Genomic DNA, 26,384 nt, shown 5'->3' on the forward strand with positions numbered 1-26,384 from the left:
GGCTTGAGTGGTGTGAAGCAAAGGCAAAAGCAAAATCAAAATCTAAAGCGGGCACGATCCCCTGTAGGAGCTGGCTTGCCGGCGATAGTCGTTAACGATGACGCGGGCATCCTGATTCAACGCGGCGACCTCAGGTTTTTCGCCGGCAAGCCGGCTCCTACAGAAAAGCGGCTCTGCTTTGGCTTTTGATCTGGCTTCTACCACTCAAGCCGGCCTGTAGGCCGCTGTGCTCTTGCTTTTGATCTTGATCTGACTGCCCCAATAAGCCCGAGGCCGAACGCAGGTGGTGCGGAGCGGGTAAACCGGCAGGACGCCGGTTTAGCCGCGCTGGGCCAAGGATGGCCCATCGCGGCGGCCCGCGGAGCATCGCCGGAGTGAGGGAACACCGAGCCTAGGCGAGGTGCCGACAGGCGGGGCAGAGCCCTTTGCTTACTTTGGGGCTTTTCCAAAGTGAGTCGCTGTAAGAGCGAAACCATAAGCGGCCGTTACCTAAATAACGGATATGTACCCCGCGATCCCCAACCGAAACGCCTGTCATCTAAGCGTCACCGTAACTTCATGGAGATGACACCGGCCGTACATAGCCTGAGTTGGCACAAACAAGTCGACCGGCCGCAACCCTGGCCGGCACTCGGAGACTCGCCATGACTCAGATCGCCCGCATCAGCGACACCGGCAATGAACGCCGCCTGCAAGCCGAACGCCTGATCGGCGCCCAGGCTTTGCAGGAAGCCCAAGCCCTGCGGTTCAACGTGTTCAGCGGCGAATTCAACGCCAAGCTGAAAGGCGCGGAACTGGGCCTGGACATGGATGACTATGATGTTCACTGCAGCCACATCGGCGTGCGGGATTTGAACAGCGGTCGACTCGTCGCCACCACCCGTTTGCTCGACCACCAGGCCGCCAGCACCCTGGGCCGCTTCTACAGCGAAGAAGAATTCAGCCTCCACGGCCTGCTGCACCTCAAAGGCCCGATCCTGGAGATCGGCCGCACCTGCGTCGACCCGGCCTACCGCAACGGCGGCACCATCGCGGTGTTGTGGGGCGAATTGGCCGAAGTGCTCAACCAGGGCGGCTACAGCTACCTGATGGGCTGCGCGAGCATCCCGATGCACGACGGCGGCATCCAGGCCCATGCGATCATGCAGCGCCTGCGCGAACGCTACCTGTGCAACGAACACCTGCGGGCCGAGCCGAAGAAGCCGCTGCCGGCATTGGACCTGCCGTCCAACGTGATCGCAGAAATGCCGCCCCTGCTCAAGGCCTATATGCGCCTGGGGGCGAAGATTTGCGGCGAGCCGTGCTGGGACGAGGACTTCCAGGTGGCCGACGTGTTTATCCTGCTCAAACGCGACGAGCTGTGCCCGCGTTATGCCCGCCACTTCAAGGCAGCCATGTGATGAGCCGCCTTCGGGTGTACGGGCGGATCGCCCGCGTGCTGGTGGTGGTGGCCCTGGGTTTGAGCATGGCCAGTGTGTTTGGGGTGTTTGAGCGACTGGGCGTGGCCAACTCGATGGTGCGCCGGCAGCGCTGGTCGCGGTTTTTCATGGCACGGCTGACCAACGCCCTGCCCTTTCGCGTGACCGTTCACGGTGAGTTGCCACAGCAGTCGATGCTGTGGGTCAGCAACCACGTGTCATGGACCGATATCCCGTTGCTGGGGATGGTGGCGCCGATGTCGTTCCTGTCCAAGGCCGAGGTGCGTACCTGGCCCGTGGCGGGGTGGTTGGCAGCCAAGGCCGGCAGCCTGTTTATCCGCCGTGGTTCGGGTGACAGCCAGTTGATCCGCAAGCAGATGACCCGCCACCTGGAACAAAAACACCCGCTGTTGATGTTCCCCGAAGGCACCACCACCGATGGCCGAACGTTGCGTACATTCCACGGGCGGTTATTGGCCAGTGCGATTGATGCCGATGTGTCGCTGCAACCGGTGGCGATTCGTTACCTGCGCGATGGCAACATCGACCCGCTGGCTCCGTTTGTGGGCGACGATGATTTGCTCTCGCACCTGATGCGGTTGTTTGGCAATGACCAGGGCGATGTGGAAATCCATCTGCTCAAGCCGATTGCCTGCGCCGGGCAGGAACGTGCGGCGCTGGCGTTCCAGGCGCAGCAGGCGGTGCAGAAAGCGTTGTTCGGTGAAGTGGTGCAGCCGGCAGAACCGCGGCGTGCCGGAACTCTGGCCGCAGCCTAGATGTGTTGCGCGGCAAACACCTGCAACTGCGGGTAAAACACCCGGAAATCCTCGCTCAACGGCTCATACAGCGCGCGCAATTCCTGCATGGCATGGCCCAGTTCTTCGGGCCGTGTCAGGCGCCGGCCGATTCCCGCCAACACCTGTTCCATCACCGCGAACTCGCGGTATGAACCCAGCCAGTCATCCGCCGCCATATACGGCGCAATCTGCGCCAGCCGCCCCGGCAACGCCGGTTCTTCGGCGAGCACTCGATAAACCCGGGAGGTAAAGCGCTCCAGCGGTTGATCGGCATACAACGCCCAATCCCGCGCCAGGCAGTGGTCGAAAAACACATCGAGGACGATCCCGGCGTAGCGGCGTCGGGTGAGGGTGAAGCGCGACAGGGCCTCCCCTATCAGCGGGTGGCTGTCGGTGTAGCGATCGATTGAGCGGTGCAACTGAATCGCCGACTCGATTTGCGGGCTGAACTGGCCTTGCAGGCGACCTTTAACGAAGTCGCCATACAGGCTGCCGAGCAATTGAGCAGGAAGTTGGCCGCCCAGGTGCAGATGTGCGAGATAATTCATGGCGCGCAGTCTAGCACTGCCGTCAACGCATCGTTATAACCCGATATACCGATTTAATCTGGTTTAAGACCAAAATCATATTGGTATATCGGGATATAACGATTTAAGGTTCGCCTCATCGCGATATAACGTTTTACAAACCCGAGCATCACTGCCATGTCCATCGACCTCGACGAAATAATAAAAGCCCTGGCGCACCCAGTACGGCGAGACATCCTCAACTGGCTGAAAGACCCGAAAGTGCAATTCCCCGAGCAGATCCACAACCACGAGCACGGTATTTGCGCCGGGCAGATCGACCAGCGCTGCGGCCTGTCGCAGTCCACCGTGTCGGCGCACCTGGCGAACCTGCAACGGGCGGGGCTGATCAGCAGCCAGAAGGCGGGCCAGTGGCACTTTTTCAAACGCAATGAGGAGGTGATCCAAGCCTTCCTCAAAGCGCTCACCGAAGAACTCAGCACACCGCTGTAACAAGGACCCGACAATGCCTCTCTCGCTACTCATCCTGGCCTTAAGCGCCTTCGCCATCGGTACGACCGAGTTCGTCATCATGGGGCTGTTGCCCGATGTGGCGACCGACCTCGGTGTATCGATTCCCGGCGCCGGCTGGCTGGTGACCGGTTACGCCCTGGGCGTGGCCATCGGTGCTCCGTTCATGGCACTGGCCACCGCCAAGCTGCCACGCAAGGCCGCCCTGGTAGCGTTGATGGGCATCTTCATCATCGGCAACCTGCTCTGCGCACTGGCCAGTGACTACAACGTGCTGATGTTTGCCCGTGTGGTCACGGCGCTCTGCCACGGTGCCTTCTTCGGTATCGGTTCGGTGGTTGCGGCCAACCTGGTACCGGCCAACAAGCGTGCTTCAGCCGTGGCATTGATGTTCACCGGCTTGACCCTGGCCAACGTGCTGGGCGTGCCGCTGGGCACTGCGCTGGGCCAGGAAGCCGGCTGGCGCTCGACCTTCTGGGCAGTGACGGTGATTGGGGTGATCGCATTGATCGGCCTGATCCGCTTCCTGCCGGCCAAGCGTGACGAGGAAAAACTCGACATGCGCGCCGAACTGGCCGCCCTCAAGGGTGCCGGGATCTGGTTGTCGCTGAGCATGACCGCGCTGTTCGCCGCCTCGATGTTCACCCTCTTTACCTACGTCGCGCCGCTGCTGGGGGATGTCACCGGTGTTTCGCCCAAAGGCGTGACCTGGACCCTGCTGCTGATCGGCCTGGGCCTGACCGTCGGCAACATCATCGGCGGCAAGCTGGCCGACAAACGCCTGGCCGCCACCCTGATCGGCGTATTTATCAGCATGGCGGTGGTGTCCACGGTACTGACCTGGACCAGCGTCGCCGTGATCCCGACTGAAATCACCCTGTTCCTCTGGGCCACCGCCTCGTTTGCCGCCGTACCGGCGCTGCAAATCAACGTGGTGACCTTCGGCAAGGCGGCGCCCAACCTCGTGTCCACCTTGAACATCGGCGCCTTCAACATCGGCAACGCCCTCGGCGCCTGGGTAGGCGGCAGCGTGATTGCCCATGGTTTCGGACTGACCAGCGTGCCCCTGGCCGCTGCGGCACTGGCGGTGCTCGCCCTGCTGGTGACCCTGATTACTTTCCGTCAGACCGGCGATGCCGACCTGGCCCCCGCGACCAACTGATCAACTAAAGAGAAGGGTGTTATCCCATGACGACTATTTTCGATCCCATCAAACTGGGCGACCTGGAACTGTCGAACCGCATCATCATGGCGCCGCTGACCCGCTGCCGTGCCGACGCCGGCCGTGTGCCGAATGCGCTGATGGCCGAGTACTACGTACAACGTGCCTCCGCCGGGCTGATCCTCAGCGAAGCCACCTCCGTGACGCCAATGGGCGTGGGTTACCCGGATACCCCGGGCATCTGGTCCAACGACCAGGTGCGCGGCTGGGCCAACGTGACCAAGGCCGTACACGGCGCGGGCGGCAAAATCTTCCTGCAACTGTGGCACGTGGGCCGTATCTCCCATGAGTCCTACCTTGATGGTGAAACCCCGGTCGCGCCAAGTGCCATCCAGCCTAAAGGCCACGTCAGCCTGGTGCGCCCACTGGCCGACTACCCTACCCCGCGCGCCCTGGAAATCGCTGAAATCGCCGACATCGTCGACGCTTACCGCGTAGGCGCCGAGAACGCCAAGGCTGCCGGTTTTGACGGCGTGGAAGTGCATGGCGCCAACGGCTACCTGCTCGACCAGTTCCTGCAAAGCAGCACCAACCAGCGCACCGACAACTACGGTGGTTCCCTGGAAAACCGCGCACGCCTGATGCTCGAGGTGACTGACGCGGTGATTGAAGTGTGGGGCGCCGGCCGTGTAGGTGTGCACCTGGCACCGCGCGCCGACTCCCACGACATGGGCGACGCCAACCTGTCGGAAACCTTCACCTACATCGCCAAGGAACTGGGCAAGCGTGGCATCGCGTTCATCTGCTCCCGTGAAAAGGAAGCGGGCGACAGCCTCGGCCCACAACTGAAAGCGGCCTTCGGCGGTCCTTACATCGCCAACGAACGCTTCACCAAGGACAGCGCCAACGCCTGGCTGGCCTCGGGCAAGGCAGACGCCGTCGCGTTCGGCGTGCCGTTCATCGCCAACCCGGACCTGCCGGCTCGTCTGAAGGCCGATGCTCCGCTGAACGAAGCTCATCCAGAGACGTTCTACGGCAAAGGCCCGGTCGGCTACATCGACTATCCGACCCTGGCACTCTGATCCGCTGAAATGAACAAGCCCCGGCTCGCAAGAGCCGGGGCTTTTCTATGGAAAAATGAAACACCTGGCACGATTTGAAATGAACAGCGTCCCCCGGAATCGTGACCTACAGAGCGATCAATCCCTGCGCCAACGCTACGCCCACGGCTTGCCGGCGGCTGAAAGAACCCAGCTTTCGACTCGCATTCGAAATGTGGAAATTGATGGTTCGCTCTGAACAGCCCAAGATGCAGCTCATTTCCCAGGTCGTTTTACCCACCCCGGCCCATTTCAGCACCTCAGACTCTCTCAACGTCAGGTTGCAAGGTTGTTCGCCGGCGGCTTTCAAGTGTCTTTGTGAGCCTTCCAGAAGAAAGGGAATCAGCATGAATAACTTACCCAAGGGGCCATTCGGGTCATCGCCGAGGTCGTTGGTAGAACTCACGCAGTGGGCGACATTGATTGAGCCGGCCATTTCGTTGAAGCGCAGGGGAATACTGACACCTTGCAACAGGCCATACCCCTCACGCTCCGTCCAGAATTGATGGGATCGGCCTCGCGCCTGTCTGCGCGCCAGGCCCCAGAAAAGGGGCGCGAAGTGATGGCGGCAATGCCTGATGATCGGGTCCACCTGAATAAAGTTCTCATCCTTGTATCGCCTGAGCCAGTCAGAAGGATAAGTCGTCATGATCCGGTTAAAGGGGTCACTGGTGCTGGAGGGGCCGAGGCTCAGCAAATAGCGTTCATAGCCGATGCGACGCAGCACTTTGCGTAGATGGCTTTCCCAGTCACGCCGGTGCAAGTCGGTGGCCAGTACAGAGAAGTCATCCAATACCTCTTTGAAATTAATCCTCAGGATTACGTCTTCTTTCTTATCCCTGAATAAGTCATCCACGATAAATCCCTGCTACTCATAGAAGCTTTTTTTGATACAACTCAATATTTAAAAACGGGCCGCTGAACACGCGGCCCGCTGGCCGTCACCGACAATTCTGATTAGCGACAGTGTTGTTCTATAAAGCTTTTGAATATTCCGAGACCATCCTCCGTCAAAATACTCTCGGGATGGAACTGGACTCCCTCGATGGGGTAGCCCGCGTGTCGCACGCCCATGATGTATCCATCGTCCGTCGAAGTGGATGTCACGGCCAGTTCCCCGGGCAGGCCCTGGTGGTCAACAATCAACGAATGGTAGCGGGTCGCCTGGATCGAGCGGCCCCCGGTATGGGTATAAACGCCTCGCCCATCGTTATTGATGGTGCTGATCTTGCCGTGCATGACATGGGAAGCCCGGATCACCGAACCGCCAAACGCCAGGCCAATGGCTTGATGCCCCAGGCATACACCCAGTATCGGCAAGCGTCCTTTAAAATGCTGGATAACCTCGATGTAGCCAGCATCTCGGGGATGCCCAGGCCCCGGGCCCAGGACGCAAAAGTCTGGCGCATACGCTTCGATACGTTCGATCAAGTCCGGAACATCATTGCGCTCCACGTGGGTTTCCAGTCCTAACTGTTCAAGGTACTGGCTGATAATGAATACAAAACTGTCGTAGGCATCAATCAGGAAAACTTTCATTGCAACATCTCCTTTCCGGTCACCGCACGATAGACAGAGCCCATTTTGTAGAAGGTTTCAGTCCACTCTTTCTCCGGGACCGAATCGGCAACCACGCCTGCCGAAGCGCGCAGGTAATAAGTACCGTCTTTATGAACGGCGGAGCGAATGCATAACGCTGTATTGATGCTGCCGTCGAATCCAATCAAACCGACTGCACCGGCATATATCCCGCGGCGATTGTTTTCCATGCTTTCGATAATCTGCATCGCGCGGATTTTCGGCGCACCGGTCATGGTTCCCGCAGGAAAAGACGCCTTGATCACATCAAAGGCATCGAAGCCTTTTCGCAATAAACCACGGACGTTGGACACCATGTGATAGAGGTGGGAGTACTCCTCGACCAACATCAATTCATCGACCTCAAGCGAACCTGGCTGGCAGACGCGACCGATGTCGTTCCTGCACAGATCCACCAACATCAAATGTTCAGCCCGCTCTTTTTCAGAGCGCGTCATGCTCAGGATCAGCTCGCTGGAAGGTATCCCCGGGGTTTTGCCCACCGTCCCGGCGATAGGCCTCATCTCGATCAGGTCGTCCTTGATGCGAACAAACAGCTCGGGGCTTGCACCAATCAGGTCAACGCCCCCCAGGTTAGCCAGATACATGTAAGGCGACGGGTTGTTCTTGCGCAGCGCCCGATACACATCAAAGGGTTTGACCGGCGTATCCACCTGCACTTCATGACCCAACTGGATTTGATAGATATCACCTTGGCGAATGTGCTCCAGCGCCTTGTCGACCCAGCCAAGGAACTGCTCTTTTTGCACCGTATCGCGCACAACCGTGACCGCTGGGTAAAGAATCGGCGAGTCTTGCGCCGGGGTGCCCGCGGCATCCGCCAACAGCGCAACGTAATCATCGGTACTGCGGGACTTCCAGAGGGCACTGTTATTGACCATGACGTCTACTGTTCCATTGGCGTGGAAATACACCAGCGTCTGAAACACCGTCAGGGCGATGATCGGATAATCATTGGTTCGCTCGGTCAGGTCAGGAATATCCTCGACGAACCGAACGCAGTCATAAGAGAGGTAGCCAAAAAAAGCGAGGCTGGGGTTAGTCTGGCGCGGAACATCAAATGGCGCCTGTAACGCACGCAGCAAATCCCATACCGCGTCGTTCGAATTGATGCCGATACGCCCATGGTCGTCCAGGACTATTTCCTGTGCCGACAATGCACTTCTTAGATACCCGAGCAGTTGCTCATTAGCCTCGAGTGTTGCATGCCCCTCATAAATCTTTACCGCCAGCAGGGGGTCTATTCCGATAATCGTCGCCTTGCGATCCCGGCTGGGGCCGGACAGTGATTCGAGAATGAACGTTTTATCGGCGCCAAGTACTTTTGTCGCCGCCTCATAGACAACAAGCGGCTCGCATTTCAAACGTTCGGTATGTAGTTGAACACTCACGGGTGTGGTTATCCCACGCATGACATCACTCCTCTTTATTAATAACAGCGCACACAGCAGAGCATCGAGCGCACAGGGCGACGCCTCAAACTGTCTGGCAGTTCAACCAGCTAATTATTGATGTGAAGGATTCATCAGCCATGCGCCCACTCGGGGCCCGCAAAAGCACTGGCTCAAAAACCAGGCAGAACTTCAGCGTACCATTCGCGTATTACGATTTTCATGGAAACAGCCACGAAAGATCGAATAACAGCGCTCGGCTATTAATGAATTACCAATTAGGGGTGTTTGACTGAAACAGGCAGCAAGACACCGGCGGTTGCTGGATTAGCGACGCCAGATATTGCTTTTGAAAACCGAAAGATGGGCAGTGTTGGACTCGGAGGAAGATCCGAGGGAGTTCTTCAGCACTGATAGTCGGTAGTACATTTAAGACTTCCTGTGTCTTGAGGGCATTGCAGGAGTAATTCCTGAATGCCCGTTGGATACTACTCATAGGTTCAATAAGGGTCAACCTCAATTGCCTACGCTCTATTGGTGCTCTCATCCAGGTGCGGGGACCCGGCAAGAAACCGCTGGATAGCCTCCAGGGTTTGCTCGGCACACTCCAGGTACGGTACATGTCCCGCATCCTCGATAATGCAAGTGCTCGCCTGCGGCAGAAGCCGGTAGACCTCGTGCAGGCACGACACATCAAAGACCCGATCATTGCTCCCCCACACCACCAACGTCCTGGCTTGAACGTCCGATAATCGAGGTTGAAGCGGGTACAGTCCGGCGCCCTTGAAGTCATCGAGTATTTTCCGGACCTTGCCATAGCGCTGTGCCCCCTTGTGGGCCAGCGCCTTCGCCAGAAACACCGGAACCTTGGGCGGCCGAGTGAACACCACCTCCCACAGGGCCTGCATTTCACCAACGCAACGGTAGCCAAACGGGTGTTTGCCAGACTCCAGAAACCGACTCATCGCCGGGCTGAGCCGTGCAGCCGGTAACCCCGCAGGTGCCATTGCAATGACGTGAGAAACGTCTGCCGGATGAGTGGCCGCATAGAGACAGGCGATACAGCCACCAATGGAGCTGCCTATCAAGACAAGCTCCCGGAAAGCGTGCGCCTCGAAAAAACCCTTCAATCGAGCCACCTGAGCAACGGGGCTGTAGCTTTGCGAGTCGTCGAACGAGGACTCGCCTTCCCCGGGAAGGTCCAGGAAAACGCAGTTGCAGGTCTCAACCAACGAATAGAGCCTGGGGCCCCATTGATCCTTGCTGGCGCCCAAGCCATGAAGGAACACCAAGGTAGGTCCGGCTTTAACGCCGCTCGATTGCAGGTAGGCGACCTCATAACCTTGCCCCTTCCAGCGCCGGGCCTTAAGCCTGTAGCGAAACCGGTTTTGCTCACGCATGGCGAACAATGCCCACTGACCTGGCCAATTCATCGAACATCACCTCCCAACGGGTTCGCCAATCAATCGGCCGGAGTATTTTCGGCAGGGGCCTGCCGTGGCGGTAGCCGTACCTGACACAATGCAACCCCCACCAAAACCGCCACGCCGCCGACGACCAGGCTCAGCGAAACACCTTCCTGCAGAAGCACTTGGCTGACCGCCACTGCAAACACCGGCACCAATAAGAGGAACGGCGTCAGGCGCTGGACCGGATGCCGCCCCAAAAGCCAGTACCACAGGCCAAACCCGACCAGCCCGCCACTGACGGCGGTATACAACACGGCGGCCCAGGCTCTCGGGCTGGCAGTCAGCACCGAGCCCCACGCATGCCCTTCCACCGCGGCGGAAACCATCAGTAACTCCGGTGCAGCAATCAATGCTGTCCACGCGCTGATCGCCACGGGATTGAATGGCCCCCAGCGCTTGGTGAGGACAGTGCCCACCGCGAAAACAAACGCCGCGGCAATAACCAGCAAGACGCCCGATAACGCACCGCCACGGCCAACGCCCCCCAACACCGTCAGCACCCCAATCAGCGCAATGACAATCCCGGCCACCACCTGCACGCCAATCCGCTCCTTCAAGACGCCGAAAGCCAGCAACAACGTGAAGGGGGTTGCCAGTTGGTACGCGACAGCAGAGGTGGAGGCATCCACCCGCGAAATACCGCAGTACAACAGCCCAAAGTGCAGAGCGCCCACCAGTGAGGCAATCCAGAATACGGGGAGTAGTTCGCGGCGTTTGGGGATCCCGCAAAACGGCACCAATACAATCGCCATCAAGGCAAAGCGCATGGCAACCATGAGAATTGGCGGGAATTCCTGCCCCCCAATTTTAACTGCCGTCACCTGGGCGCCCCATAAAAACGCTACCAGCACGGCTATCAACGAATCGCGAATAGGCATTAATCGATCATCCCGTTTGAAATTGGACTTGCTTGAGCAAGCGCAGGCGCTCGACGCCTTGGCGCGGGCGTTCATTCAATTTGTGAAAGTGCTCAAGGAGGCGATCCAGGGTTTCCCGCAGGGCTTGTTCTGCCTCAGTGTCCTGAACCAACTGCGTGTTGAACGTGGCTGGAAAACCGGAGCCAACGAGTACCATCTTGTTCAACAGAACGTTCAGCACCACCTGGCTGAAGACCGCCGTATGCCCATAGCGGCGCCCCACCACTGCCACCGCGGCCAGCTTGTCCCGCAACGGGCGTTCCCTGGGCCGCAAAAAGCCGTACCCCACCCGCTCCAGAAACGCCTGGAACCGGCTGTTGGTGCCATAAGCATGCATCACTGGCAGGTACAGGATGGCGTCGGCCTTGGCCATTTCATCGACAATCGCCGCGACATCGTCCTGCAGTAGACAATCGGTGTGTGAGCAGGCGTTATCGGCGTCACAGTAGTCGATCCGATAATCGCGCAACCAGAGGTCCTGGACCGAGGCACGCCCTTCCAGGTGGCGTCGAATCAACGACACCACCTGGCTGCTGACCCCGTGCGAGCGGCTTGACCCGACGATGACGATCAGCTTCATCGGTTCAGGACGCCTTGGCCAGCGGCGCATCGGCGATACGCTCGTACTCGAGCAACGACTCCTCCAGCAACTGACCGGTGAGGTACAGGGTCACCCGGGCCACTTCCTTGATCAGCGCCCGTTCTTCATCCGTCTTCACCGAGCGTTGCATCGCCAGGCGAACTTCTTCGGAGTGCTTTTCGTCGATCGTCGAATGAGCGACGAAGAATGTCATCTGCTCGTCCTTGAGCCCCAGGTCTGTGCGAAACTTGTCCAGGATCGGCTGGATATGCTCATACACCTCTTCGGCCCAGTAGCTGTAACCCAGGCGAGCGACCGGCCCGAGGCGAATGGCGACGTCATTCAGATAAGCGATCAACGCTTGAGTAGGCGGTAGCGGCGCCGGCAGTGACGCAGGCAAGGCACTGATGGATTCCAGGTCGCGAATCACCATCTTTTCGTGCCCCAACTCTTCAAGCGCATGCTTGTAGACAAAGCGCAGCAGTGTGGTCTGGCTCGGGTCCGCACTGAATGCACAGGCTGCCTGATTAATCGAGTTGAACCGGGTGTAGTGATAAACCTGGAGCATCACCTGCTGATAGAGCTCGACCGTAATCGTCTGCTCAAGGCTGTGATTCCAATAACGACCTTTCTTGATTTTGGCCCAGCCACTGTCAACAATCGCATCCAGTTCCTTGAAAAAATTATCCATGAGCTACTTTTCCTTTGATGGTGTTAAAGACGGTTTCCAGTTCCAGGTAAACCAAACTGTAATTCCGTGATGACTGGCGGTTCGTCCAGGTAATATCGTCAACCAGGACATGGCCGCCGATATCGACATACAGGGCAGCCAGGCGCCCCCGGCATAAAGCCGAGATGTATCGAAACTGCGTATTGGCCCTCAACCAGATGGCGGTTTGCAGAAGAAACGACCTCAAGTGCAAACCCCCTCTGTACTTCTCATCCAATACCAACCGATTGGCATCAAATGAATCCATGGGATGAGCAAAGTAACTCCCCACTTCAACCACTCGTTCGACAAAGCTCATGCCATGCCCCAATGGCGTTATCCGAATAGCCCCGACTACTTCGTCGCCATCGAAATAAGCCATGTGGTACGAACAGGTATCCCGTAGCGCTTCGGTATCGGAGAAGCTTTCTTCATTGGCCGGGTTATCACCGATATAGCGGGACCTTAATGCGCAGACTTTCTGGAACAGTTCACTTTTCGCCGAAACGATTTGCACGGACATGCTCATACGCAGCCCCCGACTATCGATTGCGCTGATCGACAATTCGCGCTTCTTTCCAGCTGAACCAACTGCCCAGGTTCACGTGGTCATCGAGGTCTTCAACGATCATGATCGTGGCCTCGACCCCCAGGCGTTCGCGCACACGCTCACGAATCAGCAGCGTCAATTGGCTGCGATCGCCTTCGTAGAATCTGGACATCTCCATCTTGGCGATCACCGTATCCCTGCCGTTCACGCAGTTGATGACGATCTGGTAACCCAGGCATTGTTCCACGCCCTCAAGCAGCGCCTGCTCGATATGGCCGGCGGTAAAGGCCTTGCCGTTGAGCGTCATCGCATCCTTGACGCGCCCGACCACTTTCATGACCTGTGCGTGAGCGATCGGGTTCTTCGGGTTTTTTTGAATGCTGACCAGGTCGCCCGTACGGTAGCGAATCAGCGGCTTCACGCCATCGATCAGCATGGTGACGCACAACTCCCCCTCGCCACTGTCACCCAGGCTTTCACCCGTTTGCGGATTCAGCACCTCAATGATGTAGTTGAGTCGGTGAGGCATCAGTTGATCGCTGGCATTGGCCGCGGCAATGATCATGGCTTCCTGGGAGCCATACAGGCTGTTGTAGGCTTCGCAGCCCCAGAGGCTGTACAAGTTGTTCTTCAGCGCCGGCGTGCACAATTCACCGCTCATCATGAACGCACGCAGATGAAAGTCCTCACGCGGGTTGAAGCCAAGCCGCTCGGCTTCCTTGGCCAGCGCCAGCAACAGCCCCGGTGCCGACGCAACGACCCCGATACGCAAATCCTTCATCAACTGGAGCGTCTTGGGATACCCGATGACCGGGGAGTGTGGCCAGATCTTGGCGTTACAGACTCCCAGTTGGTGACAGACATCACCCAAAGTATCGCCGAAGGAGTGCACCTCGGTTGGCCCCATGACGCCTACAACGGTTTTCTCGGTGGGGAAGTGCTTCTCCAAGACCGCTTGATAAGACATGGCCAGTTGCTTGTTGCTGGCATAACTTTCCTTTTTATCCCTCGGGCACGGCGTCGCCGGGCCGGTGGTACCGGTGGTTTCGTAATAGTAAATACTGTCTTCCAGCGAGCCGGAGAGGATATCCAGCATGGACTCTCGCAAATCATCCTTGGTGGTAAACGGCAGTGAGGAAAAATTCGCCAGCGTGACACCGTCAACATCGATGTCCTTCAAGTGCCCCGCATAGAAAGCGGACTTGTTTTTGACGTGGCGCAAGACTGTTCTGAGCTGTGCTTCATGCCATTGCTTCAGATCGCCTTCACTTAACGTATTGGTCCAGTACGCCCGGTGAACTTCGTCATACTTTACGGTGAACTCATCAAACACCTTTACCGCACCCATAACCTGCTCCCTCATCGACATAGATTTTTTCGCCACCGCGGCTGCCCGCTCTGGATGCAGACACTAACCAGCCACGAAAAACCACACACCTGTCTACTCAAGCAGTTGTTATCGGAAAAACCATATGGTAGGCGGCAGGCACTACTCACCTGGAAATCACTCGCCAAGCGCCATCTCGACGTGACCACGAGGCCATGGCACCCAATTGATTAAAAAAAAAGCCCCGGCGCACGCGCCAGGGCTTTTTATAGGCCGCAGGAAATATTCCTTCACAGCCTTGCAACAATATTGCTACAAAATACTTAGCCAACTACCTATCAACCACCCGCCAGCCCGTATATAACGTCACCCCATAAATTCAGGGAAAAGGCTGATTGACCTGCCCTGGCCTTTATTGTTGACACAACTGGTCGCAATTACGCATTTTGTCTTAATTGCGCAGGCCAGGGCTCAAGCGCAGCATGTCCAACGCGATATCGACCCATCGCTCTGCGTCCTGGGCCAACTGAAAACTGTCGGGCACCAGCAGCCATTGGCCGAGAATTCCGTCGATATAGGCGTGCATGCACACAGCGGCACGCACTGTGTCGAGGTTCTCTGGAAGCTGCCCGCGATGGACCGCGTTACGCAGGGTCAGCCCGATGCGCAGGTTGCATTCAAGGCTGGCGGTCTGGCGCTGACGGCGCAGGTCACACATTTCATCGGTGAATTCGCACTTATGAAACAAAATCTCATTGATGCGCCGGGTCTTCGGGTCCAGGGCCACTTGATGGAACAGATGAATCAGCAGCTTGCGCATGCAACCCAGCGGATCGACCTCGTCCTCGCTCTCACTGGCCCTGGCCAACTCATCCAGCGGCTCGTGCAGCGTATCGAGCATCGCCTGCACCAGGTCGGCCTTGTTGCTGAAATGCCAGTAGATGGCACCGCGCGTCACGCCGGCCAGCGCGGCGATATCCGCCAGCGTGGTACGCGCAACCCCGCGCTCGTAAAAGGCTTGCTCGGCCGCTTCAAGAATCTGGCTGCGCGTTTCCTGAGCTTCCTCTTTGGTACGACGAACCATGGCAGTAAAACCTCAATCAGGACACTTGGGGTGGCCGGAAACGACCATCTGAATAATTGTGGGACGACGCCTTCATGGGCGCCGAACGTACTAGAATCGAGGCTTTGGACGGTGCTTTGTCAACATTCCGCGAAGCCTGTCAAGAGTTTACAAACAACCATGAACGTAAGTATATTGCGTAGCAAGCTACTTATCCACTCAGTGCCTGTTTTTTACCCTTCCACACTTCTTGTGCGCACTCTGCGCGCCTGACCCGAGGATCTTCATGCAACTTAAGCCAGCTGTTACCGCCCTGGTTACTGCCGTCGCCCTGGCATCGCTGCTCAGCGGATGTAAAAAGGAAGAAGCGGCTCCGCCCGCTCAAACCCCTCAGGTCGGCGTGGTCACTATTCAACCTCAAGCCTTCACCCTGACATCCGAGCTGCCAGGCCGCACCACGGCCTACCGCATTGCCGAGGTTCGCCCTCAGGTCAATGGCATCATTCTCAAGCGCCTGTTCAAGGAAGGCGGCGACGTTAAAGAAGGCCAGCAGCTCTATCAGATCGATCCGTCGGTGTATGAGGCCACCCTGAAAAGCGCCGAAGCCAACCTGCAACAGACCAAGTCGATTTCCGATCGTTACAAGCAATTGGTTAACGAGCAGGCTGTCAGCCGCCAGGAATACGACACGGCCGTGGCCAACCGCCTGACGTCGGAAGCCAACCTGCAAAGCGCCCAGATCAACGTGCGCTACACCAAGGTCTACGCACCTCTGACCGGCCGTATCGGTCGCTCCTCGGTCACCGAAGGCGCCCTGGTCAGCAATGGCCAGACCAACGCCATGGCCACCATCCAGCAACTGGACCCGATCTACGTCGACGTGACCCAGTCGTCGGTTGAGCTGCTGGAACTGCGCCGCGAACTGGAAAGCGGTCGCCTGCAAAAAGCCGGCGACAACTCGGCCAAGGTCAAGCTCACCCTGGAAGACGGCAGCCAGTACAAGCTGGACGGCAAGCTGGAATTCTCGGAAGTCTCGGTGGACGAAACCACCGGATCCGTAACCATTCGTGCCGTGTTCCCCAACCCTGACCACACCCTGCTGCCGGGCATGTTTGTGCACGCGCAATTGCAAGCCGGTGTGAACAGCGCCGCGATCCTCGCCCCGCAACAAGGCGTGACCCGTGACCTGAAAGGCACCCCGACCGCGCTGGTAGTCGGCCCGGACAACAAGGTTGAACTGCGTCAGCTCAAGGCCAGCCGTACCGTTGGCAGCCAGTGGCTGATCGAAGACGGCTTGAAAGCCGGTGATCGTGTGATCACTGAAGGCCTGCAATTCGTGCGCCCTGGCATTGAAGTCAAGGCAACCGAAGCGACTAACGTGAAGGCAGCAAACCCGGCCCCTGCCCCGGCAACTGATAAAGCTGCAGGCGGCAAAGGGGAGTAAACCATGTCGAACTTTTTCATCAACCGTCCGATTTTCGCCTGGGTAATTGCCCTGGTGATCATGCTGGTCGGTGCAATCTCGATTCTCAAGCTACCGATCAACCAGTACCCGAGCATCGCCCCACCGTCGATCGCGATCTCCGTGACCTACCCGGGCGCCTCTGCACAAACCGTGCAGGACACCGTGGTACAGGTCATCGAGCAGCAGCTCAACGGTATCGATAACCTGCGTTATGTATCCTCGGAAAGTAACTCCGACGGCAGCATGACCATCACCGCGACGTTCGAACAAGGCACCAACTCGGACACCGCCCAGGTTCAGGTGCAGAACAAGCTGAACCTGGCTACCCCGCTGCTGCCTCAAGAAGTGCAGCAACAGGGTATCCGCGTTACCAAGGCCGTGAAGAACTTCCTGCTGGTGATCGGTGTGGTTTCCACCGACGGCAGCATGAGCAAGGACGACCTGTCCAACTACATCGTGTCCAACATGCAGGACCCGATCTCGCGGACCGCCGGCGTCGGTGACTTCCAGGTGTTCGGTGCACAGTACGCCATGCGTATCTGGGTTGACCCGGCCAAGCTGAACAACTTCAGCCTGACCCCGGTCGACGTGCAGAACGCGATTGCCGCGCAGAACGTGCAGGTGTCCTCAGGGCAGTTGGGCGGTTTGCCAGCAAAACCAGGTACGCAGCTGAACGCCACGATCATCGGCAAGACCCGCTTGCAGACCGCCGAGCAATTCAAGGCGATCCTGCTGAAGGTCAACCCGGATGGTTCGCAAGTGCGCGTCGGCGACGTTGCCGATGTGGCCCTGGGGGGTGAAAACTACGCGATCAGTGCCCAGTTCAACGGTAGCCCGGCTTCCGGCCTGGCGGTCAAACTGGCCAACGGCGCCAACGCCCTGGACACCGCCAAGGCACTGCGCCAGACCATCAAGGACCTTGAACCCTTCTTCCCTGCCGGGATGAAAGTGGTATTCCCGTACGACACCACCCCTGTGGTAACCGAGTCGATCAAGGGCGTAGTTGAAACCCTGGTCGAAGCAATCGTGCTGGTGTTCCTGGTGATGTTCCTGTTCCTGCAGAACTTCCGCGCCACGGTGATCACCACCATGACGGTACCGGTGGTACTGCTGGGTACCTTCGGGATCCTGGCCGCCTTCGGTTTCAGCATCAACACCCTGACCATGTTCGCCATGGTACTGGCCATCGGATTGCTGGTGGATGACGCCATCGTCGTGGTGGAGAACGTCGAACGGGTCATGAGTGAAGAGGGACTGTCGCCCAAGGATGCGACCATCAAGTCGATGGGGCAAATTCAGGGTGCATTGGTCGGTATTGCCATGGTGCTCTCGGCGGTACTGTTGCCGATGGCATTCTTCGGCGGCTCCACCGGGGTTATCTACAAGCAGTTCTCGATCACCATCGTATCGGCCATGGGCCTTTCGGTACTGGTTGCCCTGATCTTCACCCCTGCCCTGTGCGCAACCATGCTCAAGGCGATTCCAAAGGGTGAACACGGCGTTCCGAAAAAAGGCTTCTTCGGCTGGTTCAACCGCACCTTTGACCGCAGCGTGAAGAGCTACGAGCGCGGCGTGGGCAATATCCTGCGGCGCAAGGCACCGTACCTGCTGATCTATGTGGTGATTGTCGCGGGCATGATCTGGATGTTCCTGCGCATCCCGTCCTCCTTTCTCCCGGAAGAAGACCAGGGCGTTCTTTTTGCCCAAGTCCAGACGCCTGCCGGCTCGAGTGCCGAACGTACTCAGGTTGTCGTCGACGAAATGCGCGAATACCTGCTGCGTCCGAACAAAGATGGCGGTGAGGCAGACGCAGTGAACTCGGTGTTTACTGTGACCGGCTTCAACTTCGCCGGCCGTGGCCAGAGCTCGGGCATGGCGTTCATCATGCTCAAGCCATGGGACGAACGTAACGCTGACAACAGCGTGTTCAAACTGGCTCAGCGCGCACAGATGCACTTCTTCAGCTTCCGCGATGCGATGGTGTTTGCTTTCGCCCCGCCCGCCGTACTGGAGTTGGGTAACGCGACCGGTTTCGACGTCTTCCTGCAGGACCGCGCCGGTATCGGCCACGACAAACTGATGGAAGCTCGCAACCAGTTCCTCGGCATGGCCGCACAAAGCAAGATCCTGACGCAGGTACGTCCAAACGGCCTGAACGACGAACCGCAGTACCTGCTGGAAATCGATGACGAGAAAGCCAGCGCCCTGGGCGTCAGCTTGAGCGACATCAACAGCACCTTGTCGATTGCCCTGGGCAGTGCTTACGTCAACGACTTCATCGACCGCGGTCGTGTGAAGAAAGTCTTCATCCAGGGTATCGCCGGTTCGCGGATGAGCCCGGAAGACCTGAAGAAGTGGTACGTGCGCAACAGCAGCGGGACCATGGTGCCGTTCACCGCCTTCGCCAAGGGCGAGTGGGGCTACGGTTCGCCGAAGCTGGCGCGTTACAACGGCGTAGAAGCGATGGAAATCCTGGGTGCTCCGGCACCGGGCTACAGCACCGGCGAGGCCATGGCGGAAGTCGAGCGCATCGCGGCGAAACTGCCAAAAGGTGTGGGTATCTCCTGGACAGGCTTGTCTTATGAGGAACGTCTTGCTGGTTCCCAGGCACCCGCATTGTTCGCCCTGTCGCTGCTGATGGTGTTCCTGTGCCTGGCGGCACTGTACGAAAGCTGGTCGATTCCGATCGCCGTCGTATTGGTGGTGCCATTGGGGATTATCGGTGCGCTGTTGGCGACCAGCCTGCGGGGTCTGTCCAATGACGTGTACTTCCTGGTAGGCCTGTTGACGACAATCGGTCTGGCGGCGAAAAACGCCATCCTGATCGTAGAGTTCGCCAAAGACCTGCATGAACAGGGCAAGAGCTTGCAGGAGGCAGCCATCGAGGCGTGCCGCATGCGTTTGCGTCCGATCATCATGACCTCCCTGGCCTTCGTCTTGGGTGTATTGCCACTGGCAATCTCCACCGGCGCAGGTTCGGGCAGCCAGCACGCCATCGGTACCGTAGTGATCGGGGGTATGATCACCGCCACCGTATTGGCAATCTTCTGGGTACCGCTGTTCTTTGTCACGGTATCGTCCATCGGCCGCAGGAAAGATGCGGACAAACCGGACGACACTGAAACTCCACACAACGAGGCTGGCCGATGAGCAAGTCGCTACTTTCCCTGGCAGTTACGGCATTCGTGCTCAGTGGCTGCTCGCTGATCCCGGACTACCAGCGCCCTGAAGCGCCGGTAGCCGCGCAGTTCCCGCAGGGGCCGGCGTATTCGTCGGCCCAGGCGCCGAGCCAGGCCGCTGCCGAGCAAGGCTGGAAGCAGTTTTTCCATGACCCTGCCCTGCAACAGCTGATCCAGACCGCGCTGGTGAACAACCGCGACCTGCGTGTCGCGGCCCTGAACATCGACGCGTATGCCGCGCAGTACCAGATCCAGCGTGCCGACCTGTTCCCGGCGGTTTCGGCCACCGGCAGCGGCAGCCGTTCGCGTACCCCGGCCAAACTGTCGCAGACCGGCGAAGCAGGCATCACCAGCCAATATTCGGCGGGCCTGGGGATCAGCTCTTATGAGCTGGACCTGTTCGGCCGCGTGCGCAGCCTGAGCGAGCAAGCGCTGCAACAATACTTCGCGACCGAAGAAGCCCGTCGCACCACCCAGATCAGCCTGGTGGCCAGCGTGGCCAATGCCTACCTGACCTGGCAGGCCGACAAGGAACTGCTCAAGCTCACCCAGGACACCCTGGGCGCGTACGAGCAGAGCTTCAAGCTCACCTCCCGCAGCAACGAAGTCGGCGTGGCGTCGGCCCTGGACCTGAGCCAGGCCCGTACCTCGGTGGAAAACGCCCGGGTTGCACTGGCGCGTTACACCCGCCAGGTGGCCCAGGACGAAAACAGCCTGACCCTGCTGCTGGGCACCGGCCTGCCGGCGAATATCGTCAGCCGGCCATTGGCTGACGACCTCTTGAGCGAAGTACCGGCCGGCCTGCCGTCGGACCTGCTGCAACGTCGTCCCGACATCCTGCAGGCCGAGTACAACCTCAAGGCGGCCAACGCCAACATCGGCGCGGCACGGGCGGCGTTCTTCCCGAGCATCAGCCTGACCGCCAGCGCCGGTACCGCAAGCCCGTCGCTGGGCGGCCTGTTCAAGGGCGGTTCGGGTACCTGGTCGTTCGCACCGCAGATCAACATCCCGATCTTCAACGCCGGCAGCCTGCGCGCCAGCCTGGATTACTCGAAAATCCAGAAAGAGATCAACGTCGCCAACTACGAGAAAGCGATCCAGACCGGCTTCCAGGAAGTCTCTGACGGCCTCGCCGCCCGCGAGACCTACAAGCAGCAACTGGACGCCCAACGTGGCTTCGTCGCCGCCAACCAGGATTACTACCGACTGGCCGAGCGTCGCTACCGCATTGGTGTCGACAGCAACCTGACGTTCCTCGACGCCCAGCGCCAACTGTTCAGTGCCCAGCAATCGCTGATCACCGACCGCCTGGCGCAGCTCAACAGCGAGGTCAACCTGTACAAGGCCCTCGGTGGTGGCTGGAACGAGCAAACCGCGAAGAATGAACCGTTGAAAGAAGAAGCACCGGCGCTGAAGTTGTTCTGATAGCCCGGTAACTCAGAAAAACCGCTTCCCTCGGGAAGCGGTTTTTTTATGCCTGCAACACCGATTAACTGTGGGAGCTGGCGAGCCCTGGCGAGGCTGCGATGGGATCGCTGCGGTGTTTCTGGCAGACCGCGTCGTCTGCATCGCGGGCAAGCCCGGCTCCCATAGGGGAGTGCATTACAGATCCGGAAGCGGCACTGCTCTGATGCGGGTTGCGTTTCGCGCCGGACATCAGGGTAAAATTGGTAACAGATTCTTACAGACCACAGAGGGAGCTTGTCGTAATGATCGTAGGAATCGACTTGGGGACCACCAACAGCCTTGCCGCCGTCTGGCGCGGCGACACCACCGAGTTGGTGCCCAACGCCCTTGGCCAGTTCCTGACCCCAAGCGTGGTCGGGCTGGATGACCAGGGCCGCATCCTGGTAGGCCAGGCCGCACGCGAGCGGCTGCACACTCACCCGCAGCTGACCACCTCGTTGTTCAAGCGCTACATGGGCAGCGCCACTGAAGTGCGCCTGGGCGACCGGCTGTTCCGCCCGGAAGAACTCTCGGCGCTGGTGCTCAAAAGCCTGAAAGAAGACATCGAGCGCACGTACGGCCACACCGTCACGGAAGCCGTGATCAGCGTGCCCGCCTATTTCAGCGACGGCCAACGCAAGGCCACCCGCATCGCCGGTGAGCTGGCGGGGCTGAACATCGAAAAACTGATCAACGAACCCACTGCGGCCGCCCTCGCCTATGGCCTGCACCAGCGGGACAAGGAAACCTCGTTCCTGGTGTTCGACCTCGGCGGCGGCACCTTTGACGTGTCGATCATCGAGCTGTTCGACGGGGTCATGGAAGTGCGCGCCAGCGCCGGTGACAACTTCCTCGGCGGCGAAGACTTCGACACCCTGCTGCTCGACCATTTCATCGACAGCCAGCGCAACGTCCAGGGCTTCCCACCACGTGCGTCGGTGCTGCAACCCCTGCGGCGCGAAGCCGAACGCGTGCGCAAGGCCCTCGGCCAGGACGACAGCGCCGAATTCACGTTGCGGGTGGACGGCCAGCAATGGACCCACACCATCACCCAGCAGGAACAGGCCAAGCTCTTCACGCCGCTGCTGGAGCGCCTGCGCACCCCGATCGAACGGGCGCTGCGGGACGCGCGCATCCGGGTCGGCGACCTGGACGAAATCCTGCTGGTGGGCGGCACCACGCGCATGCCGCTGGTGCGCAAACTGGCGGCCGGGCTGTTCGGGCGCTTCCCGTCCATCAGCCTCGACCCTGACCAGGTCGTCGCCCACGGCGCTGCAATTCAGGCCGCACTCAAGGCACGTTCGGCGGCGCTGGAGGAAGTGGTGCTGACCGACGTCTGCCCCTACAGCCTGGGCATCGAAACCTCGACCCAGTATGGCAACCAGATCGAAAGCGGCCATTACCTGCCGCTGATCGAGCGCAACAGCAGCGTGCCGGTGAGCCGCGTCAAAACCGTGCACACGATGCACGACAACCAGACCCAGGTACTGCTGAAAATCTTCCAGGGTGAAAGCCGCCTGGTGAAAGACAACATCAAGCTCGGCGAACTGGAGATTGATGTGCCCAAGCGCAAGGCCGGCGAAGTCTCGCTGGATGTGCGCTTCACCTACGACAACAACGGCCTGCTGGAAGCCCAGGTGAGTATTCCGCTGACGGGCGAGCAACACTCGCTGGTCATCGAGAACAACCCCGGCGTACTGACCGCCCACGAAATCCAGCAACGCCTGCAAGCCCTGGCGCTGCTGAAGATTCACCCCAGGGACCAACAGGTCAACACCGTGCTGACCGCCCGCCTGGAGCGGCTGTACCAGGAAAACCTCGGGGAGTTGCGTGAACAACTGGGGCATTGGGCCGCGCAGTTCCAGCAAGTGCTCAATACCCAGGACGAACGCCGCATCCGTGAAGCGCGCGCTGAACTCACCCGGCAACTGGAACAACTGGACAGTGGCATCTGGCGCTAGGGAGCCTGCGACATGGAATGTTGGACAGTGTTGCAACTGCCGGAAGACGCCGACGAACGCAGCATCAAGCGCAGCTATGCGCGCCTGCTCAAAAGCTGCCGCCCGGATGACGACGCCGAAGGCTTCCAGCGCCTGCGGGAGGCTTACGAACAGGCGCTGAACATCGCACGCTGGCGGGCCGAGCATGAAGAGGACGAAGCCGACGTCATTGAAGCCCCGGTGGCCGAACTGGCCCACGGCGACCGGAATGAGTACTCGGATTTTATCGACGTACGCCCCGTCAGCCCTGCCCCGTTCGAGCCACCGCCCGAGCAGAGCCGCGCACACGCCCTGATCAAAGGGCTGACCGCAGCCAACCTCAACGAACGCTGGGAGCAGGCGCAGCAGCAACTGTGCGCGGATGCCTTCCAGGCGGCCCTGTTGCGCCACTGCTTCGACACCCCTGGCGAACGCGGTGCGATTGCCGCCTGGGCCGTGCACCATCTGGAGTGGCTGACGCCGTGGCAGAGCGTGGTGATGACGCCCTGGCAGCACGAAGCACTCACCAACGAGCTCCTCCAGGAATACCGCCAGGCGCTCCACGAACGGCTGGAGCAAAAGGCCGAGCGCGAGTTCGTCAACCTACTCAAGGCCTACAACCAGCAACCCTGGCTGCGGGTTTTCGACCTGCAGCAACAGTGGCAACGCATCGTCCTGCAATTGCTCCACGACACCCAGTGGAGCGTGCCGCTGTTCGAGCGGGTGTCCCAGGCCTTTGGCTGGGACGACCAGAAAGGTGTGCACCCGGAGCCCGAATGGATGTGGACCGGCCTGTTGGAGCGCTGCCAGCAGGAAAGCTTCTACGACAACCTGCTGGCCAAAGCCAAGGAGGGTCCGCGCAATTCACCCGATGTCCTGGCGGCGCGGTTGCTGCTGACGCCCATGTCCGCCACGCAGCAGCATCGCTTCACGGACCCGTTTGGCGGCAACGAATGGAACGCCTGCCAGCATCTGTCTGAAACCCTGGCCTGGCGCTACCCGCAATTGCTGGAGCGCCTGCCCCAGCCCGAGGTGTTTTTCTGGCGCAAGTTCCTGCCGCGTCCCGTCTCTTATCAGAGCTGGGCCCGGGTGTGGGGCGGCTTGGCCATCGCCAGTGGCCTGGCGTTTTATCAGCAGAAAAAAACCACGCTGGTCGCCGAAATGGTCATGTTCATGTTGCTGACTTTCATCCCGGCCATGATCGCCATTCGTGGCACCCAGTTATGGGCCGCCTTCACGTCCCGGCTGATCGTCCCGGACCTGTGGCTGAGCGAACGCCTGTTGCCCAAACGCTTCAACCCTCACCAATACTGGCTGGTGCTGCGCCACGGCATCCCGCAAGTGGGCATGCTGTTGATGTTCGGCTTCGTGCTGGGGCTGATGGGGATGCTGGGCTACCTGGGCATGATTCTGATCAGCCTGTTTCACCGCCGGCGCATAGGCGAAGTGAGCGAAAGCTTCAATGAGAAATGGCCGTGGATCTGCGGCCTGCACTGGGGCTACTGGAGCCCGCTGCAAGTGGGGTTCCTGATCGTGATGGTGGCGTCAACCCTCGCCTGCCAGAAATACCTGCCCGCCTTTCCCTGGACCAGCCTCACCGCTTCCCGCCTGTAATCCCCCGAAACGCCGGCCGGCCCTTCCCCGGGGCCGGCCCCGCAACTTGCGTTCGATCATCGCCCAGAACCCGCTTCCCCCAATTGAAACGCCCCCGCACCGCCCCGCACCATGGCCCGCACCTGCATAACCCCAATAACAACAGGTCTAACGCCATGAGCATTCTTCACCCGCGCCAGCTATTGCTGGCGACCGCTGTTGCCAGTCTCGCCCTACCCGTTCTCGCCGAAGAACACGGCTTTCTCGAAGACGCCAGCGCCAACCTCAACCTGCGCAATTTCTTCTTCAACCGTAACTTCACCAACCCGACCAAGGCCCAGGGCGACGCCCAGGAGTGGACCCAGAGCTTCATTCTCGATGCCAGGTCCGGCTTCACCCAGGGCACCGTCGGGTTCGGCATGGACGTACTGGGCCTGTACTCGGAAAAGCTCGACGGCGGGCGCGGCACCGGCGGCACCCAACTGCTGCCGCTGGACCACGACGGACGGCCCGCCGATAACTTCGGTCGCCTGGGCGTCGCGTTCAAGGCCCGGATCTCGAAGACCGAAGTGAAGGTCGGCGAGTGGATGCCGGTGCTGCCGATCCTGCGCTCCGATGACGGCCGCTCACTCCCGCAAACCCTGCGCGGCGGCCAGATCACCTCCAAAGAGATCGACGGCCTGACCCTCTACGGTGGCCAGTTCCGCGCCAACAGCCCGCGGGACGACAGCAGCATGACCGAGATGTCGATGTTCGGAAAAACCGCCTTCACCTCCGACCGTTTCAACTTCCAGGGCGGCGAATATGCCTTCAACGACAAGCGCACCCAGATCGGCGTGTGGAACGCCCAACTCAAGGACATCTACCGCCAGCAATACCTCAACCTGATCCACAGCCAGCCCGTGGGCGACTGGACCCTGGGCGCCAACCTCGGGTTCTTCTACGGCAAGGACGACGGCAGCGCCCGCGCCGGCGACCTCGACAACAAGACCTGGTCCGGCCTGTTCTCGGCCCGATACGGCGGCAACACCTTCTACATCGGCCTGCAAAAACTCACCGGCAACAGCGCCTGGATGCGGGTCAACGGCACCAGCGGCGGCACCCTGGCCAACGACAGCTACAACGCCAGCTATGACAACGCCCAGGAAAAATCCTGGCAGGTGCGCCACGACTACAACTTCGTCGCCCTGGGCATTCCAGGCCTGACCGTGATGAACCGCTATATCAGCGGCAGCAACGTACACAGCGGCACGGTGACCGACGGCAGGGAATGGGGCCGGGAAAGTGAAGTGGGCTACACGGTGCAGAGCGGAACGTTGAAGGACCTCAATGTGCGCTGGCGCAATTCCAGCATGCGCCGGGACTACAACAACAATGAGTTTGATGAAAACCGGTTGATCGTCAGTTACCCGATCTCGCTGCTCTAATGCTGGAAGTCCCATGGTTGTGACTGCACTGGGAAAACGCTCACCTATTTGAAAATTTTTCCCCTACGGTCGGTAGGGAAATGACACAACCCCAAATGAACCAACTCCATCGTTGCACCAATAACAACCTGTTCCGACCAACACTTCACTTAATGTTTGCAAGATGGAGCAACACC

22 protein-coding genes are annotated in these 26,384 nt (G+C 59.4%); 11 read left to right on the plus strand and 11 right to left on the minus strand.

All coding sequences use genetic code 11. The features are described from left to right. Positions 1-644: 644 nt before the first annotated feature. The gene (gene olsB / locus JFV30_RS00580) at positions 645-1,400 is read left to right on the plus strand and encodes an L-ornithine N(alpha)-acyltransferase (protein WP_010176659.1); all 756 of its coding nucleotides are present in this window, start codon (positions 645-647) and stop codon (positions 1,398-1,400) included. Next, positions 1,400-2,194 (plus strand): lysophospholipid acyltransferase family protein, encoded by a 795-nt coding sequence (locus tag JFV30_RS00585; RefSeq protein WP_201121517.1) that lies wholly within the window; start codon positions 1,400-1,402, stop codon positions 2,192-2,194. Before olsB ends, JFV30_RS00585 begins: the two co-directional genes overlap by 1 nt. On the opposite strand, the gene JFV30_RS00590 is transcribed toward JFV30_RS00585, so the two are convergent. Further along, entirely contained in the window at positions 2,191-2,763 is a 573-nt protein-coding gene (locus tag JFV30_RS00590; protein WP_201121518.1) for an acyl carrier protein phosphodiesterase, read from the minus strand. The genes JFV30_RS00585 and JFV30_RS00590 overlap by 4 nt on opposite strands. A 156-nt stretch (positions 2,764-2,919) precedes the next feature. Between JFV30_RS00590 and JFV30_RS00595 the strand changes: the two genes are divergently transcribed. Genes JFV30_RS00595 through JFV30_RS00605 form a run of 3 tightly spaced genes read left to right on the plus strand, consistent with a single transcriptional unit; the run spans position 2,920 to position 5,496 of the window. Further along, positions 2,920-3,234 (plus strand): ArsR/SmtB family transcription factor, encoded by a 315-nt coding sequence (locus JFV30_RS00595; protein ID WP_010176662.1) that lies wholly within the window; start codon positions 2,920-2,922, stop codon positions 3,232-3,234. Between the two features lie 13 nt (positions 3,235-3,247). Continuing rightward, a complete protein-coding gene (locus JFV30_RS00600) occupies positions 3,248-4,414 on the plus strand; it encodes an MFS transporter (RefSeq protein ID WP_010176663.1) in 1,167 nt (388 codons plus the stop codon). A gap of 26 nt (positions 4,415-4,440) precedes the next feature. Continuing rightward, on the plus strand, positions 4,441-5,496 hold the full coding sequence (locus JFV30_RS00605; protein ID WP_010176664.1) for an alkene reductase: 1,056 nt from the start codon (positions 4,441-4,443) through the stop codon (positions 5,494-5,496). Between the two features lie 106 nt (positions 5,497-5,602). Here JFV30_RS00605 and JFV30_RS00610 read toward each other — a convergent pair whose 3' ends face one another. From JFV30_RS00610 to JFV30_RS00655, 10 genes are all read right to left on the minus strand, one after another. After that, positions 5,603-6,370 (minus strand): autoinducer binding domain-containing protein, encoded by a 768-nt coding sequence (locus tag JFV30_RS00610; protein WP_201121519.1) that lies wholly within the window; start codon positions 6,368-6,370, stop codon positions 5,603-5,605. Between the two features lie 101 nt (positions 6,371-6,471). Then, positions 6,472-7,053, minus strand: coding sequence for an anthranilate synthase component II (locus JFV30_RS00615; protein ID WP_201121520.1), 582 nt, complete (start codon positions 7,051-7,053; stop codon positions 6,472-6,474). Continuing rightward, a complete protein-coding gene (locus tag JFV30_RS00620; RefSeq protein ID WP_201121521.1) occupies positions 7,050-8,525 on the minus strand; it encodes an anthranilate synthase component I family protein in 1,476 nt (491 codons plus the stop codon). Before JFV30_RS00620 ends, JFV30_RS00615 begins: the two co-directional genes overlap by 4 nt. A 503-nt stretch (positions 8,526-9,028) precedes the next feature. After that, on the minus strand, positions 9,029-9,937 hold the full coding sequence (locus tag JFV30_RS00625; protein ID WP_242487001.1) for an alpha/beta fold hydrolase: 909 nt from the start codon (positions 9,935-9,937) through the stop codon (positions 9,029-9,031). A 29-nt stretch (positions 9,938-9,966) separates the two neighbouring features. Then, entirely contained in the window at positions 9,967-10,926 is a 960-nt protein-coding gene (locus JFV30_RS00630) for a DMT family transporter (RefSeq protein WP_242487002.1), read from the minus strand. After that, positions 10,859-11,470, minus strand: coding sequence for a flavodoxin family protein (locus JFV30_RS00635; RefSeq protein WP_201121522.1), 612 nt, complete (start codon positions 11,468-11,470; stop codon positions 10,859-10,861). The genes JFV30_RS00630 and JFV30_RS00635 overlap by 68 nt, the downstream gene beginning before the upstream one ends. Before the next feature lie 4 nt (positions 11,471-11,474). Further along, positions 11,475-12,161 carry an iron-containing redox enzyme family protein gene (locus JFV30_RS00640; RefSeq protein ID WP_201121523.1) on the minus strand — a complete coding sequence of 229 codons (687 nt, stop codon included), beginning with the start codon at positions 12,159-12,161 and terminating at the stop codon, positions 11,475-11,477. After that, positions 12,154-12,708, minus strand: coding sequence for an acetyltransferase (locus JFV30_RS00645; RefSeq protein ID WP_201121524.1), 555 nt, complete (start codon positions 12,706-12,708; stop codon positions 12,154-12,156). The genes JFV30_RS00640 and JFV30_RS00645 overlap by 8 nt, the downstream gene beginning before the upstream one ends. Before the next feature lie 13 nt (positions 12,709-12,721). Continuing rightward, entirely contained in the window at positions 12,722-14,077 is a 1,356-nt protein-coding gene (locus JFV30_RS00650) for an AMP-binding protein (RefSeq protein WP_201121946.1), read from the minus strand. Between the two features lie 430 nt (positions 14,078-14,507). Then, the gene (locus tag JFV30_RS00655; protein WP_003219798.1) at positions 14,508-15,140 is read right to left on the minus strand and encodes a TetR family transcriptional regulator; all 633 of its coding nucleotides are present in this window, start codon (positions 15,138-15,140) and stop codon (positions 14,508-14,510) included. Between the two features lie 265 nt (positions 15,141-15,405). Between JFV30_RS00655 and emhA the strand changes: the two genes are divergently transcribed. The 6 genes from emhA to JFV30_RS00685 all read left to right on the plus strand — a co-directional run bounded on the left by emhA (position 15,406) and on the right by JFV30_RS00685 (position 26,208). Beyond that, positions 15,406-16,563 (plus strand): efflux RND transporter periplasmic adaptor subunit EmhA, encoded by a 1,158-nt coding sequence (gene emhA, locus JFV30_RS00660; RefSeq protein WP_201121525.1) that lies wholly within the window; start codon positions 15,406-15,408, stop codon positions 16,561-16,563. A gap of 3 nt (positions 16,564-16,566) precedes the next feature. After that, a complete protein-coding gene (locus tag JFV30_RS00665; RefSeq protein WP_201121526.1) occupies positions 16,567-19,734 on the plus strand; it encodes an efflux RND transporter permease subunit in 3,168 nt (1,055 codons plus the stop codon). After that, entirely contained in the window at positions 19,731-21,188 is a 1,458-nt protein-coding gene (gene adeC, locus JFV30_RS00670; RefSeq protein WP_201121527.1) for an AdeC/AdeK/OprM family multidrug efflux complex outer membrane factor, read from the plus strand. The genes JFV30_RS00665 and adeC overlap by 4 nt, the downstream gene beginning before the upstream one ends. 284 nt (positions 21,189-21,472) lie before the next feature. Next, entirely contained in the window at positions 21,473-23,170 is a 1,698-nt protein-coding gene (locus JFV30_RS00675) for a molecular chaperone HscC (RefSeq protein WP_201121528.1), read from the plus strand. Positions 23,171-23,182: 12 nt separating this feature from the next. Beyond that, positions 23,183-24,802, plus strand: coding sequence for a J domain-containing protein (locus JFV30_RS00680; protein ID WP_201121529.1), 1,620 nt, complete (start codon positions 23,183-23,185; stop codon positions 24,800-24,802). Between the two features lie 155 nt (positions 24,803-24,957). Beyond that, a complete protein-coding gene (locus JFV30_RS00685; RefSeq protein ID WP_201121530.1) occupies positions 24,958-26,208 on the plus strand; it encodes an OprD family porin in 1,251 nt (416 codons plus the stop codon). The last annotated feature ends 176 nt before the right edge of the window (positions 26,209-26,384 follow it).

The organism is Pseudomonas sp. TH32, from assembly GCF_016650855.1.
Lineage (GTDB): Bacteria > Pseudomonadota > Gammaproteobacteria > Pseudomonadales > Pseudomonadaceae > Aquipseudomonas.

Coding starts and splice junctions, on each gene's coding strand:
- olsB (WP_010176659.1), top strand. CDS start 645: ATGACTCAGATCGCCCGCATCAGCGACACCGGCAATGAACGCCGCCTG.
- JFV30_RS00585 (WP_201121517.1), top strand. CDS start 1,400: ATGAGCCGCCTTCGGGTGTACGGGCGGATCGCCCGCGTGCTGGTGGTG.
- JFV30_RS00590 (WP_201121518.1), bottom strand. CDS start 2,763: ATGAATTATCTCGCACATCTGCACCTGGGCGGCCAACTTCCTGCTCAA.
- JFV30_RS00595 (WP_010176662.1), top strand. CDS start 2,920: ATGTCCATCGACCTCGACGAAATAATAAAAGCCCTGGCGCACCCAGTA.
- JFV30_RS00600 (WP_010176663.1), top strand. CDS start 3,248: ATGCCTCTCTCGCTACTCATCCTGGCCTTAAGCGCCTTCGCCATCGGT.
- JFV30_RS00605 (WP_010176664.1), top strand. CDS start 4,441: ATGACGACTATTTTCGATCCCATCAAACTGGGCGACCTGGAACTGTCG.
- JFV30_RS00615 (WP_201121520.1), bottom strand. CDS start 7,053: ATGAAAGTTTTCCTGATTGATGCCTACGACAGTTTTGTATTCATTATC.
- JFV30_RS00620 (WP_201121521.1), bottom strand. CDS start 8,525: ATGCGTGGGATAACCACACCCGTGAGTGTTCAACTACATACCGAACGT.
- JFV30_RS00625 (WP_242487001.1), bottom strand. CDS start 9,937: ATGAATTGGCCAGGTCAGTGGGCATTGTTCGCCATGCGTGAGCAAAAC.
- JFV30_RS00630 (WP_242487002.1), bottom strand. CDS start 10,926: ATGAACGCCCGCGCCAAGGCGTCGAGCGCCTGCGCTTGCTCAAGCAAG.
- JFV30_RS00635 (WP_201121522.1), bottom strand. CDS start 11,470: ATGAAGCTGATCGTCATCGTCGGGTCAAGCCGCTCGCACGGGGTCAGC.
- JFV30_RS00640 (WP_201121523.1), bottom strand. CDS start 12,161: ATGGATAATTTTTTCAAGGAACTGGATGCGATTGTTGACAGTGGCTGG.
- JFV30_RS00645 (WP_201121524.1), bottom strand. CDS start 12,708: ATGAGCATGTCCGTGCAAATCGTTTCGGCGAAAAGTGAACTGTTCCAG.
- JFV30_RS00650 (WP_201121946.1), bottom strand. CDS start 14,077: ATGGGTGCGGTAAAGGTGTTTGATGAGTTCACCGTAAAGTATGACGAA.
- JFV30_RS00655 (WP_003219798.1), bottom strand. CDS start 15,140: ATGGTTCGTCGTACCAAAGAGGAAGCTCAGGAAACGCGCAGCCAGATT.
- emhA (WP_201121525.1), top strand. CDS start 15,406: ATGCAACTTAAGCCAGCTGTTACCGCCCTGGTTACTGCCGTCGCCCTG.
- JFV30_RS00665 (WP_201121526.1), top strand. CDS start 16,567: ATGTCGAACTTTTTCATCAACCGTCCGATTTTCGCCTGGGTAATTGCC.
- adeC (WP_201121527.1), top strand. CDS start 19,731: ATGAGCAAGTCGCTACTTTCCCTGGCAGTTACGGCATTCGTGCTCAGT.
- JFV30_RS00675 (WP_201121528.1), top strand. CDS start 21,473: ATGATCGTAGGAATCGACTTGGGGACCACCAACAGCCTTGCCGCCGTC.
- JFV30_RS00680 (WP_201121529.1), top strand. CDS start 23,183: ATGGAATGTTGGACAGTGTTGCAACTGCCGGAAGACGCCGACGAACGC.
- JFV30_RS00685 (WP_201121530.1), top strand. CDS start 24,958: ATGAGCATTCTTCACCCGCGCCAGCTATTGCTGGCGACCGCTGTTGCC.